Annotated in this window: 10 protein-coding genes and 1 pseudogene; 5 read left to right on the plus strand and 6 right to left on the minus strand. The window is 72.4% G+C overall.

What is annotated here, in order from left to right; all coding sequences use genetic code 11:
• Positions 1 to 138: 138 nt before the first annotated feature.
• On the plus strand, positions 139 to 1,098 hold the full coding sequence (meaB, locus tag FRAEUI1C_RS24540; protein ID WP_232425546.1) for a methylmalonyl Co-A mutase-associated GTPase MeaB: 960 nt from the start codon (positions 139 to 141) through the stop codon (positions 1,096 to 1,098).
• Between the two features lie 4 nt (positions 1,099 to 1,102).
• Here meaB and FRAEUI1C_RS24545 read toward each other — a convergent pair whose 3' ends face one another.
• On the minus strand, positions 1,103 to 2,464 hold the full coding sequence (locus tag FRAEUI1C_RS24545; protein ID WP_013426053.1) for a hypothetical protein: 1,362 nt from the start codon (positions 2,462 to 2,464) through the stop codon (positions 1,103 to 1,105).
• A 160-nt stretch (positions 2,465 to 2,624) separates the two neighbouring features.
• On the opposite strand from FRAEUI1C_RS24545, the gene FRAEUI1C_RS24550 reads away from it, so the two are divergent.
• Positions 2,625 to 2,945, plus strand: coding sequence for an HNH endonuclease (locus FRAEUI1C_RS24550; protein ID WP_497006512.1), 321 nt, complete (start codon positions 2,625 to 2,627; stop codon positions 2,943 to 2,945).
• Positions 2,946 to 2,947: 2 nt separating this feature from the next.
• Here FRAEUI1C_RS24550 and FRAEUI1C_RS24555 read toward each other — a convergent pair whose 3' ends face one another.
• The 4 genes and pseudogenes from FRAEUI1C_RS24555 to FRAEUI1C_RS36660 all read right to left on the minus strand — a co-directional run bounded on the left by FRAEUI1C_RS24555 (position 2,948) and on the right by FRAEUI1C_RS36660 (position 7,681).
• On the minus strand, positions 2,948 to 3,721 hold the full coding sequence (locus FRAEUI1C_RS24555; RefSeq protein WP_013426054.1) for a class I SAM-dependent DNA methyltransferase: 774 nt from the start codon (positions 3,719 to 3,721) through the stop codon (positions 2,948 to 2,950).
• A 201-nt stretch (positions 3,722 to 3,922) separates the two neighbouring features.
• Positions 3,923 to 4,009 (minus strand): annotated as a pseudogene (locus FRAEUI1C_RS41985) (hypothetical protein); the annotation flags it as partial.
• Positions 4,010 to 4,072: 63 nt separating this feature from the next.
• Positions 4,073 to 5,488 carry an HNH endonuclease signature motif containing protein gene (locus tag FRAEUI1C_RS24560; protein ID WP_013426055.1) on the minus strand — a complete coding sequence of 472 codons (1,416 nt, stop codon included), beginning with the start codon at positions 5,486 to 5,488 and terminating at the stop codon, positions 4,073 to 4,075.
• A gap of 1,101 nt (positions 5,489 to 6,589) precedes the next feature.
• Complete coding sequence (locus tag FRAEUI1C_RS36660) at positions 6,590 to 7,681, minus strand: hypothetical protein (protein WP_013426056.1); 1,092 nt, start codon at positions 7,679 to 7,681, stop codon at positions 6,590 to 6,592.
• A 76-nt stretch (positions 7,682 to 7,757) separates the two neighbouring features.
• Here FRAEUI1C_RS36660 and FRAEUI1C_RS24570 point away from each other — a divergent pair, with 76 nt between their 5' ends.
• From FRAEUI1C_RS24570 to FRAEUI1C_RS24580, 3 genes are all read left to right on the plus strand, one after another.
• Complete coding sequence (locus FRAEUI1C_RS24570) at positions 7,758 to 8,354, plus strand: sulfite oxidase-like oxidoreductase (RefSeq protein WP_013426057.1); 597 nt, start codon at positions 7,758 to 7,760, stop codon at positions 8,352 to 8,354.
• A gap of 176 nt (positions 8,355 to 8,530) precedes the next feature.
• Positions 8,531 to 9,289 (plus strand): ferredoxin reductase, encoded by a 759-nt coding sequence (locus FRAEUI1C_RS24575; protein WP_013426058.1) that lies wholly within the window; start codon positions 8,531 to 8,533, stop codon positions 9,287 to 9,289.
• 146 nt (positions 9,290 to 9,435) lie between these two features.
• Entirely contained in the window at positions 9,436 to 10,107 is a 672-nt protein-coding gene (locus FRAEUI1C_RS24580) for an O-methyltransferase (RefSeq protein WP_013426059.1), read from the plus strand.
• A 141-nt stretch (positions 10,108 to 10,248) separates the two neighbouring features.
• Here FRAEUI1C_RS24580 and FRAEUI1C_RS24585 read toward each other — a convergent pair whose 3' ends face one another.
• On the minus strand, positions 10,249 to 13,323 hold the full coding sequence (locus FRAEUI1C_RS24585) for a glycine--tRNA ligase (protein ID WP_041261365.1): 3,075 nt from the start codon (positions 13,321 to 13,323) through the stop codon (positions 10,249 to 10,251).
• Between the last annotated feature and the right edge of the window lie 145 nt (positions 13,324 to 13,468).

Below are 13,468 nucleotides of genomic sequence, written 5' to 3' on the forward strand. Positions count from 1 at the left end.
GATCTACCGGTGACGGAGGTTCTCGCCCGCGTGCCACGGCCCGAACCTGGCCAGCCCGAAGCTGGCTCCCAGGTGCCAGCCCGCCGTCCCGTCGACGTCGACGCCTACGCCGAAGGGGTGCTGGCGAACAACAGGACCATGGTCGCGCGGGCGATCACGCTGGTCGAGTCCAGCCGGGCCGACCACCGGGCCGCGGCCCAGGCCCTGCTGGTGAAGCTGTTGCCGCACACGGGGAAGGCCCGGCGGGTCGGCATCACGGGTGTCCCCGGCGTCGGCAAGTCGACGTTCATCGACGCGCTCGGCACGATGCTGACCGGTCAGGGCCACCGCGTCGCGGTGCTCGCCGTCGACCCCTCGTCGACCCGCACCGGCGGCAGCATCCTCGGCGACAAGACCCGGATGGCCGACCTCGCGATCGACCCGAACGCCTTCATCCGGCCGTCGCCGACCGCCGGCACCCTCGGCGGCGTCGCCAAGGCCACCCGCGAGGCGATCGTCATCATGGAGGCCGCCGGCTACGACGTCGTGCTGGTCGAGACCGTCGGCGTCGGCCAGTCGGAGACGACGGTCGCCGACATGGTCGACACCTTCCTGTTCCTGACCCTCGCCCGCACCGGCGACCAGCTCCAGGGCATCAAGAAGGGCGTCCTGGAGATCGCCGATGTGATCACCGTGAACAAGGCCGACGGGCCGCACCTGATCGACGCGCAGCGGGCCGCCCGGGAGCTCGCCGGCGCGCTGCGGATGCTGCGCGCCCCCGACGACGGCTGGCGCGCCCCCGTGCTGACCTGCTCGGCGATCGAGAAGACCGGCCTGGCCGGGGTCTGGGAGCAGGTCGTCGCCCACCAGGACATGCTCGACGCCGCCGGCCTCCTCGCCGCCCGCCGCCGCCGCCAGCAGGTCGACTGGACCTGGGCGATGGTGCACGACCGGCTGCTCACCGACCTGCACACGCACGCATCGGTCCGCGCGCTCGCCCCCGACCTGGAGCGCCAGGTCCGCGACGGCACCCTCACCCCGAGCCTCGCCGCCGACGCCCTGCTCGCCGCCTACGGCACCGACGGCACCGACCGCTCGACACAGCAGGCGGCCCTTTAGCCGCTCACGCCGGCTGGTAGGTCTTGTGGAAGGCCTCGACGAGCGTGACCCAGTTGGCCGACGGCACCAGCTCGCCGGTCTGCGTGTGCTTGATACACGTGTCGCTGGCGAACGCGCGGTGCTCGTACACGGCGAGCCCTCCCTTGTCGGCGGGGAAGGCGCCCATGCCGTAGTACGTCGACTTGTCCTCGGCGCTCGTGGGGAACTCGTCCAGATGTGCGCGTTCCCGGCCTCGGATTCCCGGTGGCGGCGACGCGAGGTCCTTGGGGAGAGCCGCTCCCTTGTCGGCTGCCTGGCGCCCGTCAAGGACGCTGGCGCACCAGTCCTGGTACAAGGGGCCGCCATCAGTCAGATGCCAGTGGTCGACCTTCGTGCTGGTGTCGCGCACGCCGTCCTTCCAGCCGGTGCCCTTCCGGCTGACGGGTACCGGCTGAAGCCGGTCCTCGAGTGGGTCCGCACGGTAGGGAACGACCATCAGGATGAAGTTCCGGCTCCAGCTCAGGTCGGGCCACAGCACGTCACGCAGCACGTCCTTAGTGATCCCCGCCCGCAGCCGTTCCGGGATGAGCCGGAACATCGCGTAGAAGTCCGTGCGGTGGAGAATCTCGTACAGGGACTTGGGCGCGTCCCGGTTGACCGCGACCCGGCAGATGTCTCCGCGGCCCGTCTTCAGGGGAGCGCTCCCCTTGTATTTCAGCGAGGCGAGGTACGGGCTGTCCCACTCGAAGACCCGCCACAGGTCGTGGTCGCGGGGCAGCCCCGGGCGCCCCTCCTCGTCGACGGCATAGTACGGAATGTCGTAGACGAAAGACTTGAGGAGAAAGTAGTGGCAGGCGGCGAGGAATCCGTCCATCTCCGGGCTGCCGGCCACCTCCGGACTGATGCTGTGCTCCTTGAACCGAAGCGCGGCCATTTGGCGCAGCGACGTCAGCGTTTCCACGGTCACCAGCGCGCCGGTATTCGCCAACGCGGTGGTCAGGAAGCGGCGCATCGCCGGCAGCGCGACGCCTACCGTGACCTGCGGCTTGGCCGCGAAGTCGAGATTCTTGACGACCATTGACCCCGTTTTTACCCAGGTGCCTTTCTCGAATGTCTGCGTATCCCTGAACCTCACGACGCCCGCGTTTCCGCGGGCCTCCCTGGCGAGCGCCGTGGCCAGGATCTGGGCTGTCGCCGCCGCTTGGCGTGCCGTGTTCAGGTCCTTGCAGGGCGCCGTGACGAACTCCAGTTCCGCCCACCGGGGGTCCTCATAGGTCTCGTCACCTTCCAGGGTGACCAGACCGTCGTCCGACTTCCAGGCGACCTCACGCGGGCGCACTCCGTCGACGAAGTTGTTGCCGTTCGTCTGCAGCTCGAACCCGAACACCGCGCTCCCCCAGCCTGTCGCAGGACCCGCCGGCCGCGGGTGCCGGATGACCGTATGGCGAGCGACCGGGCGCCTGAGCCGCAACCGTCACGATGGACAACGTTCGCCCGGACGAGTCACCAGATGACCGAAATGCGCAGTCACGCCACACCGCCGCGGCGTGGACGTCTCGACGTCAAGCCGCGTGGGAGGCACCTACCTGCTGTCCGACTCGGAGTACGCCGCAGCAGTCCTCGCGGGCACGCTGCGAGTCGCGAAGCGGCTGGTCGTGGCGCCGGGGCAGCGCGACTCCCGCGCAATCCCGGCCGCTGTGAAAGCCGCCGTCTGGCAGCGCGACGGCGGCGCCTGCACTCAGTGCCGCGCGACCGAGTACCTCGAGTTCGACCACGTCATTCCGCACAGCCTCGGCGGCGCCACCAGCATCAACAACCTCCAGCTCCTGTGCCGCCGCTGCAACCAGGAAAAGGGCGCCCGTATTTAAGGTCAGGCGAGCTTGCGCCACAGGGAGATGTGGCTGCCGCTGGTGTTGGTGAAGGGCTCGCCGGACCAGGTGCCAAAGCGGGCCTCCAGCGTCAGGCCGGCGAGGGCGGCCATCAGATCGAGCTCGGCGGGGAAGGCGTAGCGCAGGTTGACCGGGTACGTCTCGATCCCGCGGGGGCTCAGGACGACGTGGTTGGCGCGGACCGTCTGGGCGTTGCGGTCATGGACCGCCGCGGTGAGGCGGGACTCGTCGCCCTCGATCCTGTCCGTGCTGAACCGGGTGCCTCGGGCGAAAAGGCTCTGGTCGGGCACGAACGCCTGGACCACGAAGGCCGCGCCGGGCGCGAGCACCTCGGAGGCTGCCGCGAACACCCGTACCTGCTCGGCCTGGGTCGGCAGCGCGAACAGCGTGTTGAACACGACGTAGACAAGGCTGACGTCGCCCGACGTGCCCGCCGCCTCGGCGAGCACGGCCGGATCGCCGAAATCCCCGAACGTCACCGGGATATCCGCGCCACCCGGCTTGGCCCACAGGCGCGCGACCATGCGCTCGGACGCGTCGACGCCAGCCACCTTGACCCCGGCCGCGGCAAGCGGCAGGGCGACGCGGCCCGTGCCTATTCCCAGCTCCAGCGCCTGCCCGCCCTTGGCCGTCTTGGCGAGTAGCTCGACGGCGGCGGGCAGTGCCTCATCCAGACCCTCGTACCAGTGGTCATACACGTCGGCGATGCGGTCGCCGTACTCGGCGGGCGCCCACCCGCCGAAAGGTTCGCCCATGCTCAGGGAGCCTGCCAGCCGCCTCCGATCACCGCACCCCATTTTCCCGCCGACCACCGCGAACGCCGCCGGCCAGACCCAGGCGATCCATCATGGCCGGCCGCCCCCCCCCGGCCGGGTTCGAGCCGTCATATGGCGCATGCGAAAGGCGCGAGGACGCCCTACCAAGGGCTCGATCGTCGATCTTCTGGCGCGCGGGCCTCAATGTGCGGCGCGGCGATACCGTCGCCGGCCCCAGTGCCCCCAGCCGAGGCTGGCGGCGGGCTGACGGTTGTGTTGCAAGTAGTGGACGAGGGCCTCGAGATAGGCGTTGCCGGTCCGGCGCGTTCCCTGGCGGGCCGGGTCGCGGGGTCAAAAGGGGCAGGGCTCGGTCGCTCGTGGTCCGGCGGTTGGCTGGCGGCTCGGACAGAAGGGCTCGGGCCTTCGCGGTCTGGCGGTTCGCGATCCGACGGACGGCGCGCGGCCCGGACTCGCCGGACTCGCCGGGGGATCTTCGGCGTGGATGTCCTTCGGGCGATGCTGTTCCCAGGGCAGCACAGCTTCTTCGTCGTTCGTGGTGGTGTCGGCGACGTAGGTGCGGCCGGAGGGGCTGGTCCAGCGGAAGGATCCGGGCGAGGGCTGATCGAGCCGCCAACCGCCAGCGACGTGCTTCGCCCGGTGATGGTGACGGCACAGCAAGCCCAGATTGTCGAGGGCCGTGCGGCCTCCCGCCGCGTGGGCCACGGTGTGATCGAGATCTGCCTGAGTCGCCGGCATCCCGCACCCCGGAAACACACATCGCCCCTGCCGATGGCGGACGAGACGGGCCAGCGCCGGGGTGGGTACTCGGCGGTGTCCGAGGTCCAGGACCGTGCCCGACTCCGGATCCGTGAGAACCCTCCGCCACTGGGCGTCCGAGGCGAGCGCGCGCCCGACGTTCGCGGGAATAGGCCCATAACCGACGAGCTCAGCCGGGTTGTCATCCAGACCCGCCAGGGTGCCGACGGGTGCGATGACCTGCAGCTCGACGGTCACGTACTCACGACGGTTACCCAGCAGCAGCGCGGCGAGGACGTCGGCGCGGCGAGCATCCAGTGGCCGGTTCTCCTCGGCCTCGCCGCCGACCCCCGTCGGCCCGGTCTGAGTGCGGCTCGCCCGAGCGAGGCTGTCGATGCGGTCGAACACGGCGCGAGCGTCCTCCGCGGCAAGAGTCGCCTGCAACAGGGCCATACCGTCGTCCAACGGCTCGATACTGACTCCCCGCCGGGCATGCGCCTCGGCGCGACGTCGAGTCAGTGCTTCAGGGGCGATCTTCGCGACGAGTCGACGGATCTTGCGCCGCCACTGTGGGGTGGACTTCAACCGGTTGCCGGCGAGCATCGTGTCCTCGACGAGGGATCGCTGCGCGTCGGACAGACCCATCGTGAGCTGCTGCAGCGCGGCCAGCCGCGGGTAGTCCAGCGTCCCGGCGGTCAATGCCGCCAGGCTCCCGGGAAGATGATGCGCGGTGTCCCAGGCCGTCGCGAGCCGTTCGGACTGCGCCCGCGGCGACTGGCCCAGCTCGGCGGCAAGCTCATCGGCTGCGAACTCCGAATACGGTTCGGCCGAGGGATCGGCCCAGTCACCAGCCGAGGGCGGGCGCAGCCGGGCCAGGTGAACCTGAGCATGGATCATCAACCCCTGCAGCCGCGCCGTCGTACGCGCGATCTCGGATACCAACGCCAACGTGTCTGCCGGATCGGACACCGCCAGCCTGGCCAGCGCAGCATCGATCGACGCATCCACCATTCCAAGCAGGCCGTCCGATCCCGGCTGCGACGCTGCGCCCAACCCCGACCACCGAGGTGGGGGCGTGTCCGCTGTCGCCGCCTTCAGCGGCTGTCGCCCCGACGGGGATAGGCCCGACGATCGGTTTCCGAGCAAGGCCCGATTCCCAAGCAAGGCCCGAGCCCCGAGCAGCGGAGTCCCGACCGACGGCCGAGTCCTGACCGTTGAAGTCCTGGCCGGCGGAGGTCCGACCGGCGGAGTCCTCGCCGGCCGAGGCCCAACCAGAGACCGAGACTCGACCGGCGGAGTCACGGCCGGCGGCCGAGATCCAACCAAAGGCCGAGGCCCGACCGCCTGGCGGGTCCTGGCCGATGGAGTCTTCAACGAGGACTGGGCCAATGGCGAAGCGTCCGACAAACGAGCGTTGGACGGCTGCGTGTTCAACGGAAGCCGGTCCAGCGGTCGAGCGTTCAACAACACGGTAGGGCCGCCGGCCCGCGTCGGGTTGTCAGCCCGCGCAGGACGGTCAATGCGCGCCTGGTCGTCGAAGCCCGTATCGAACATGCGCCCATAATAGTGCGCAGACGGCTCCCCGCAAGAGGCACTAAAATGCCAGCGTACAGCCTTCACGAACGTCGGGGACACAACTCCATTGCACCCTCCGGCCAAACTGGGAGGGCATTTAAACTGGCACCCTTGAAATTCACCACCCCCAGTCACACCGCGCCCTACCAGCGCCTACACACACGCGCGGCAGTGAAAGCCAAGTTGTGGGTCGCGATGCACGAGACGGTTCAGCGGCGGCCCGGCCGGGCAATCGCACTTCAACCGATTGGCTCCGCGCAGACACCTGCGGGCAGATCGCTTCCCTTGTGCGCCGATTATCTATCAGCTACGCCACGAGCGACTTACTCCTCACCGAACCCGTCGCAGGCGATATCCCTGGCAATAATTTCCGGGGAGGGCACCGATCATCCCGGATGGCCAGGGGTACGACCGAACCGCACCCTGCGCGACCGGCGGGCGGTCCGGCAAAGATGCCTTCCGCGCCGCCATCGCGCGTCACCTCACCGTCGCTCGACATCTCTCGGCGTCTCGCGCCGTCGCCGGCCGCGCGGGCGGTCAGGCCGGGGGGCAGGCGACATTGGCGAGCGAGAGGACAGCGCAGTAGGTGTCCCGGCCGACCTTCCAGTCCGGGTCCGCCGCGGTTCCCGCTCCGACCCGTACCGCCGTGCCGGTCCGCGGGGCGCCGCTTCCGGCGCCGGTGAAGCTGAGGGTGTACCGCACCGTGGCGTGATTGACGTCCACGAAGTCGATCTCGCCGACGACGATCCGGGACGAGCGCGCCGCGGCCGGGAAGCGCCTGATCAGCTCGGCCAGTGGGCGACGCATCGCGGGGCCGTCCTCGACCGCGGCGAGCGCCCAGCCGGCCCGGTCCGTCGGCCCGAACCCGGCGCCGCCGGGGGCGCTGGTCGTACCCGCCGGGTCGGTGCCGGTCAGCGCGCGGTCGAAGGCCGCCCGGATCGCGGCCCGGGACGACACCGCGTCCGCGGGGAGTACCTGCCCGCCGACCTGCAGGTTGTCCGGCCTCGTGGCCAGGCCGGTCGGGCCGCCGGTCTGGGCCAGGCCGGTCGGGCCTGTGCCGGGCCGGGCGGGGCCGGGCGAGATCAGGCCGGCCGCCGGATAGGCGGTGACGATCTCGGCCGCGCCGCCTGGGTCGACGTGGACGGTGACCAGCACCGGCCGCGTGGTGTCCACGGCCGAGGGCAGTCTGAGCACACTCGTCGTCGGCACGTTGTCGTCGGTGCACACCACCAACGCCTCGGACCGGGTGGGCCCGGACCGGGAGGTGGGCGCGAGCGGGGCGGCCCGGACCTCGACCGCGTGCCGGTCGACGACCGTCAGCGCGACCGGAAGGCTCGGACAGGAGCTGCTGCCCGACAGCGCGAGCTCCAGCCGGTGGTTCGGCCGGAGAAGCGCCACCGGGCCGGCACCGGCCGGGCTCGCACCGGCCGGTCCCGACAGGCCCGCACCGGCCGGCCAGCCCTGGTAATACCGCTCGACCAGCGGATTCGTGGCCTCACCCTCGTGGCAGGCAGTCACCAGCGCCAGTGTCGTCACGATCCCGGCCGCGAGCGCCCGGCCGGCCCAGCTTCGCCCGATCATGCCGATATTGACGTACTTCGGCCAGGTCCGGTTCGGTCGCGCCGGCACCGATCCACGATGTGAGTTGGCGCCGGTGGGGCCCGTGCCCGGTCACGGCCGGTGGGGACGTGAAATCCTGGGCCGCATGGGGATCGTCTCGCCGGGGTTTCACGGTCGGCGCCGGGGCAACACCATGCTTCCGCCCGGCCAGTACGAGGAAGAGGACTTTCCGGTGCTCTCGGCCGGGCCGACGCCGCGGGTCCCGACGGACCGGTGGCAGTTCACGATCACCAGCGAGACCGGCGAGCGGTACTCGTGGAGCTGGGCCGAGTTCCAGGCGCTGCCGCAGGAGACACCGACGGTCGACATCCACTGCGTCACTCGCTGGTCGAAGTTCGCCACCACCTGGAAGGGCGTCTCACTCGACACCTTGTTCGAGGACGTCGAGACGGCCGCGGACTACGCGATGATCCACTCCTACGGCGGCTACACCACGAACCTGCCGCTGGAGGATCTGCTCGACGGCCAGGCCTGGGTGGCGCACCGGTACGACGGCGAGGACCTGGACCCCGAGCACGGTGGCCCGGCCCGGCTCCTCGTCCCGCACCTGTACTTCTGGAAGTCGGCCAAGTGGGTCCGCGGGATTCAGCTCATGCCGGAGGATTCCCCCGGTTTCTGGGAGGCGGCCGGCTATCACGACCGTGGCGACCCCTGGCGGGAGGAGCGCTACCAGGGCGACTGATCGGCCGGCCCGGGCCGCGGGCAAAAGGAGCGTCTGAGAGCGGCGAGGCAGAGGCCCAGCCGAGAGTCACGCGCGACGGATGCAGCCGCGAACGAGAGCGACGAGCGACGGTCGCGGGTGAGAGTCGCAGGCCAGGATCGCGGGCGAGAGTCGCGGGTGAGAGGGGTGAGGCCGCGATGGCCGGACCGACGCGGGTCGGGGCCAGGATGGCGTGGCGGACCGGGCGGCTCGTCGCGATCGTCGACGAGACGCCGACCGCGCGCACCCTCGTCCTGGACGTGCCGGGCTGGCCGGGGCATCTGGCCGGGCAGCGGGTCGACATCCGGCTCACGGCCGAGGACGGCTACCGCGCGTCGCGCGCCTATTCGCTGGCCGCGCCCGCCGACGGTGACCGGGTCGAGGTCACCGTCCAGCGGGTGCCCGACGGCGAGGTCTCGCCCTACCTCGTCGAGGTGTTCGCGGTCGGCGACCCGGTGGAGCTGCGCGGCCCGATCGGCGGCTGGTTCGTCTGGGACCCCGCCGGCCCGCCCGATCCCGTGCTGCTGGTCGCCGGTGGCTCCGGGGTCGTCCCGCTGATGGCCATGATCCGGGCCCGGCGCGCCGCCGCGAGCCGGGTCCCGTTCCGCCTCGTCTACTCGGTGCGCGGCCCGGAGCAGGCCTACTACGCGGCCGAGCTGCGCCGCCGTCTGCCCGCCGACGGGGGCCTCGACGTCGCGTACGTCTACACCCGGACCGCCCCGGAGGGCTGGCCGGGCCCGCCACGGCGGATCACCGCGGCCGACCTCGGCGCGGCGGGCTGGCCGGCGGACCTCGCCCCACTGTGTTTCGTCTGCGGGCCGACGGGGTTCGTCGAGTCGGTCGCCGACCTGCTCGTGGCCGGCGGCCATGACCCGTCCCGCATCCGGACCGAGCGGTTCGGGCCGACCGACCGCTAGCCCGGCCTCGCGCGGCGGCGAGCGGGCACCGACCCCTGTGTGGCGGACCAGACAGGGCCGATGCGCTGGTACGAGACCGTCGGGGTCGTCAGGGTGGACTGGGCGCGGGTCGCGAGGTGGCGCCGCGGTGTGGCGAGGAGGCCTGGATGTCGTACGAGCTCTGGACGGCGGTCGACCACTACTTCGACGGCAAGCTGGTGGCGGCGGACCCGGCACTGGAGGAGGCGCTGAAGGCGACCGTGGCGGCCGGGATCCCGTCGATCCAGGTCTCCGCGACGCAGGGGAAGCTGCTGCATCTGCTGGCGCGGATCCGTGGAGCCAGCCGGATCCTGGAGGTCGGGACGCTGGGCGGCTACAGCACGATCTGGCTGGCCCGGGCCCTGCCGGCCGACGGGCGGCTCGTCACGCTGGAGGTCAGCCCGCGGCACGCCGCCGTCGCGACGGCCAACGTGGCGCGCGCCGGGCTCGCGGACGTCGTCGACATCCGGGTCGGCCCGGCGCTGGACACCCTGCCGAAGCTGGCGGCAGAGGCCGCCGGGCCGTTCGACCTGGTCTTCATCGACGCCGACAAGGTCAACAACCCGGCCTACTTCCAGTGGGCCGTGAAGCTCACGAAGCCGGGCAGTGTCATCATCGTCGACAACGTCGTCCGCGAGGGCCAGGTGGCCAACCCGGACAGCCAGGACCCGAGCGTCGTGGGCACCCGTGAGCTGCTCGACCTGATCGCCGCCGAGCCCCGGGTCAGCGCGACCGCCGTCCAGACCGTCGGCAACAAGGGCTACGACGGCTTCACCCTGGCCCTGGTCACGGGCGAATAGCCCCTGCCGGCCGCGCTGGTCAGAAGACCCGGAGCAGGCGGGCCACCGCCAGGGACGCCTCGTCGCCCGTCGCCGCCGCGCCGGACCGACTGACTGCCCGGTCCCACGCCCCCAGCTCCACCGAGGTCGTCTGGGGACGGGTCAGCCGGTGAGGGCGGACCAGTCGAGGACGCCGGCGCCCAGGTCGCGGACGGTGGCGAGAAGGCCCAGGCGGGTGGCGCGGATCTCCGGATCGGGGTCCATGACCAGGATGTCGTCGAAGAACTGGTTGACCGGAGCGACCAGGGGCGCGGTCGCGGCCGTGAACGACACCAGGTCGGGGGCGGCCCCGAGACCGGCCAGGCCGGCGCCGACCGTGGCGACGCTCTGGTGCAGGGCCAGCTCGGCCGGCTCGGTCAGGCGGGCCGGGTCGTAGCCGGCGGTGGTCGCGGCGGGGACGATGCGCCGGGCCCGGTCGAGAGCGGCGGCGACCGCGCGGAAGTCGTCACGGCCGCGCAGGTCGGCGAGCTGGCGCGCGAGGCGCTCGGCGTGGGCCGGCCGGTCGGCGTGCGGGAGGACCGCGCGGACGTGGTCGACTGGGAAGCCCTCGTCGACGAGCGTCAGCTCCAGGCGCCGGGCCAGGAAGGCCGCGGTCTCGTCCAGCAGGGCGGCGGTGACCGCGACGGGCTGGCCGGCCGCAGACGCGGCCAGCGCGTCCCGCAGTGACAGCCCGGCCAGCTCGGGGCGGGTGCGCAGGATCGCGAGCGCGCCCAGCGCGGCGCGGCGGACCGCGAACGGGTCGCTGGAGCCGGTCGGCAGGCCGACGGTCGCGGCCAGCCCGACCAGCGCGTCCAGCCGGTCGGCGAGCGCCAGCAGCGCGCCCGGGACGGTCGCCGGCAGTGGGCCGCCGGCGGAGCGGGGCAGCTCGGCCTCCAGCAGCGCGGTCGCGACGGCCGGCTGCTCGCCGGCGGCCTGCGCGTACTCGTGGGCCATCGTCCCGGCGAGGCTGGTCAGCTCGATCACCATCTGCGAGCCGAGGTCGAACTTGACCAGGTCGCTGGCCCGACGCAGCACCTCGCGGTCGGCGCCGGCCAGACCGGGGGCGAGCCGGCCGGCGAGCCCGGCGGCGAGCGTCGCGATCCGCCCGGCCCGGTCGGCCATCGAGCCGAGCTTGTCGGTGAAGGTGAGCCGGCTCAGCCGCTCGACCATCGCCGCGAGCGGGGTCTTCAGGTCGGCCCGGTAGAAGAAGGCCGCGTCCTCGAACCGGGCCCGCAGCACCGCCTCGTTGCCGGCCCGGACGGCGTCGACGTCGACGGTGCCGTTCGCGACGGCGACGAACCGCGGCAGCAGCCGGCCGGCGTCGTCCGGTCCGGCCGCGCCGGGGGCGGCGCCGGCCCGGACCGGCAGATACCGCTGGTGCTTGCGCATCACGGTGGTGAGCACGGCCTCCGGGAGCTCCAGGTAGCCGGGGTCGAAGCCGCCGAGGATCGGGGTCGGCTGCTCCACCAGGAAGCTGACCTCGTCGAGCAGGCGCGACTCGGCGGCGACGTCCACGTGCCCGCCGGCCTCGGCCGCGAGCCGGGCGGCCGCGGCGGCGATCCGCTCCCGGCGCTCGCCCGCGTCGAGGAGGATCCCGGCCCGGTCCAGCGCGGCGGTGTAGGCGTCGGCGCCGGTCAGCTCGACCGTCGCGGGGATCCCGGCCCGGCTCGGCTGGCCGGGCGCCACCCGGACCAGCGTGGTCCGCCGCCCGCTGACCAGCCCGCCGACCTCGATCGGGACCACCGACTCGCCGAGCAGGGCGACCACCCAGCGGATCGGCCGGGTGAAGCTGAGCTCCGGGTTGTTCCAGCGCATGTTCTTGCTGGCGCGCAGCTTGCGGACGACGTCGGCCAGCGCGGGCGCGAGCGCGTCGGTCGCCGGGCGGCCCCGCTCGTGGCGGACGACCGCCAGGTGCTCGACGCCGTTCTCGGTCGTCCTGGCCAGGGCCGTGACCTCGACGCCGTTGGCGCGGGCGAAGCCGGCGGCGGCCGGGGTCGGCGTCCCGTCCGGCCGGAACGCGGCGGTCACCTTGGGGCCGCGCACGACCCTGGTGGCGTCCGCCTCGCGGGACGCGACGTCGGCGACGGTGGCGACCAGCCGGCGCGGCGTGGCGGACACCGTCAGGGCGCCGTGCGCGAGCCGGCCCTCGGCGAGCTTCTTCGCCAGCAGCGACTCCACCTGGTCGCGGGCGGCGACCGCCTCGGCGGGTGGCATCTCCTCGACGCCGATCTCCAGCAGCAGCGTGCGCGAGCCAGCCGCGAACAGCGCGCCGTGGTTGGCGGCCGGGCGGGCGTCGGCCGCTGGCGCGCCGGCGGTCCCGTCACCCGCCCGTCCGGCGGCGGTGAGCAGCGGGAAGCCGGCGGTCTGACGGGTCGCGACCCAGAGCTGGGCGACGGCGCCCGACAGCCGGCGCATCCGGGCGAACTCGACCGCGCGCTCGGCGGTCGACACCGCGCCCCTGGCGTCGAGGACGTTGAACGCGTGGCTCATCTTGAGCACGTGGATGTGGGCCGGCACCGGCAGGCCGGCCTCGACGAGCCGCTCGGCCTCGGCGGCGAAGGCGTCGAGCAGGCCACGGGTGGCCGCGACGTCCGCGTCGTCGAGGTAGTACCGCGACATCTCGTACTCGGCCTGGCCGAAAAGCTCGCCGTACGACAGGCCGGGCGCGTAGGTGATGTCCTTGAAGTGGCGCACGCCCTGCAGCGCCATCAGGATGCGCTCCATGCCGTAGGTGATCTCGACCGACGGCGGGTCCAGGGGCTGGCCACCGGCCTGCTGGAAGTAGGTGAACTGGGTGATCTCCAGGCCGTCGAGCCAGACCTCCCAGCCCAGGCCCCAGGCGCCGAGCGCGGGCGAGGCCCAGTTGTCCTCGACGAAGCGGACGTCGTGCGCCTCGATGTCGATGCCGAGCGCGATCAGCGAGCCCAGGTAGAGCTCCTGGGGGTTGCCCGGCTCCGGCTTGAGGATCACCTGGTACTGGGTGTGCGTCTGCAGGCGGTTCGGGTTCTCCCCGTAGCGGGCGTCGTCGGGGCGGACCGACGGCTCGACGTAGGCGACCTTCCACGGCTCGGGGCCGAGCACCCGCAGCGCGGTCGCCGGGTTCAGCGTCCCGGCACCGACCTCGGTGTTCATCGGCTGCACGACCAGGCAGCCCTGCTCGCTCCAGTACGCGGCCAGGCGCGCGAGTGCGTCCTGCATGGTCAGCACGAGGTGGCTCCGATTTGCCCGAGGGAGAGACCGGCGGCGCCGCGCCGAGGCGACGCTGGGCGTCCCTGGCACGGCGGCGCTGACCGGCCCAGAATCCGTGACAGCGTGGTAGGCCCACTGTAGCCACGAGAGTCAC

It is taken from the genome of Pseudofrankia inefficax, assembly GCF_000166135.1.
GTDB lineage: Bacteria > Actinomycetota > Actinomycetes > Frankiales > Frankiaceae > Pseudofrankia > Pseudofrankia inefficax.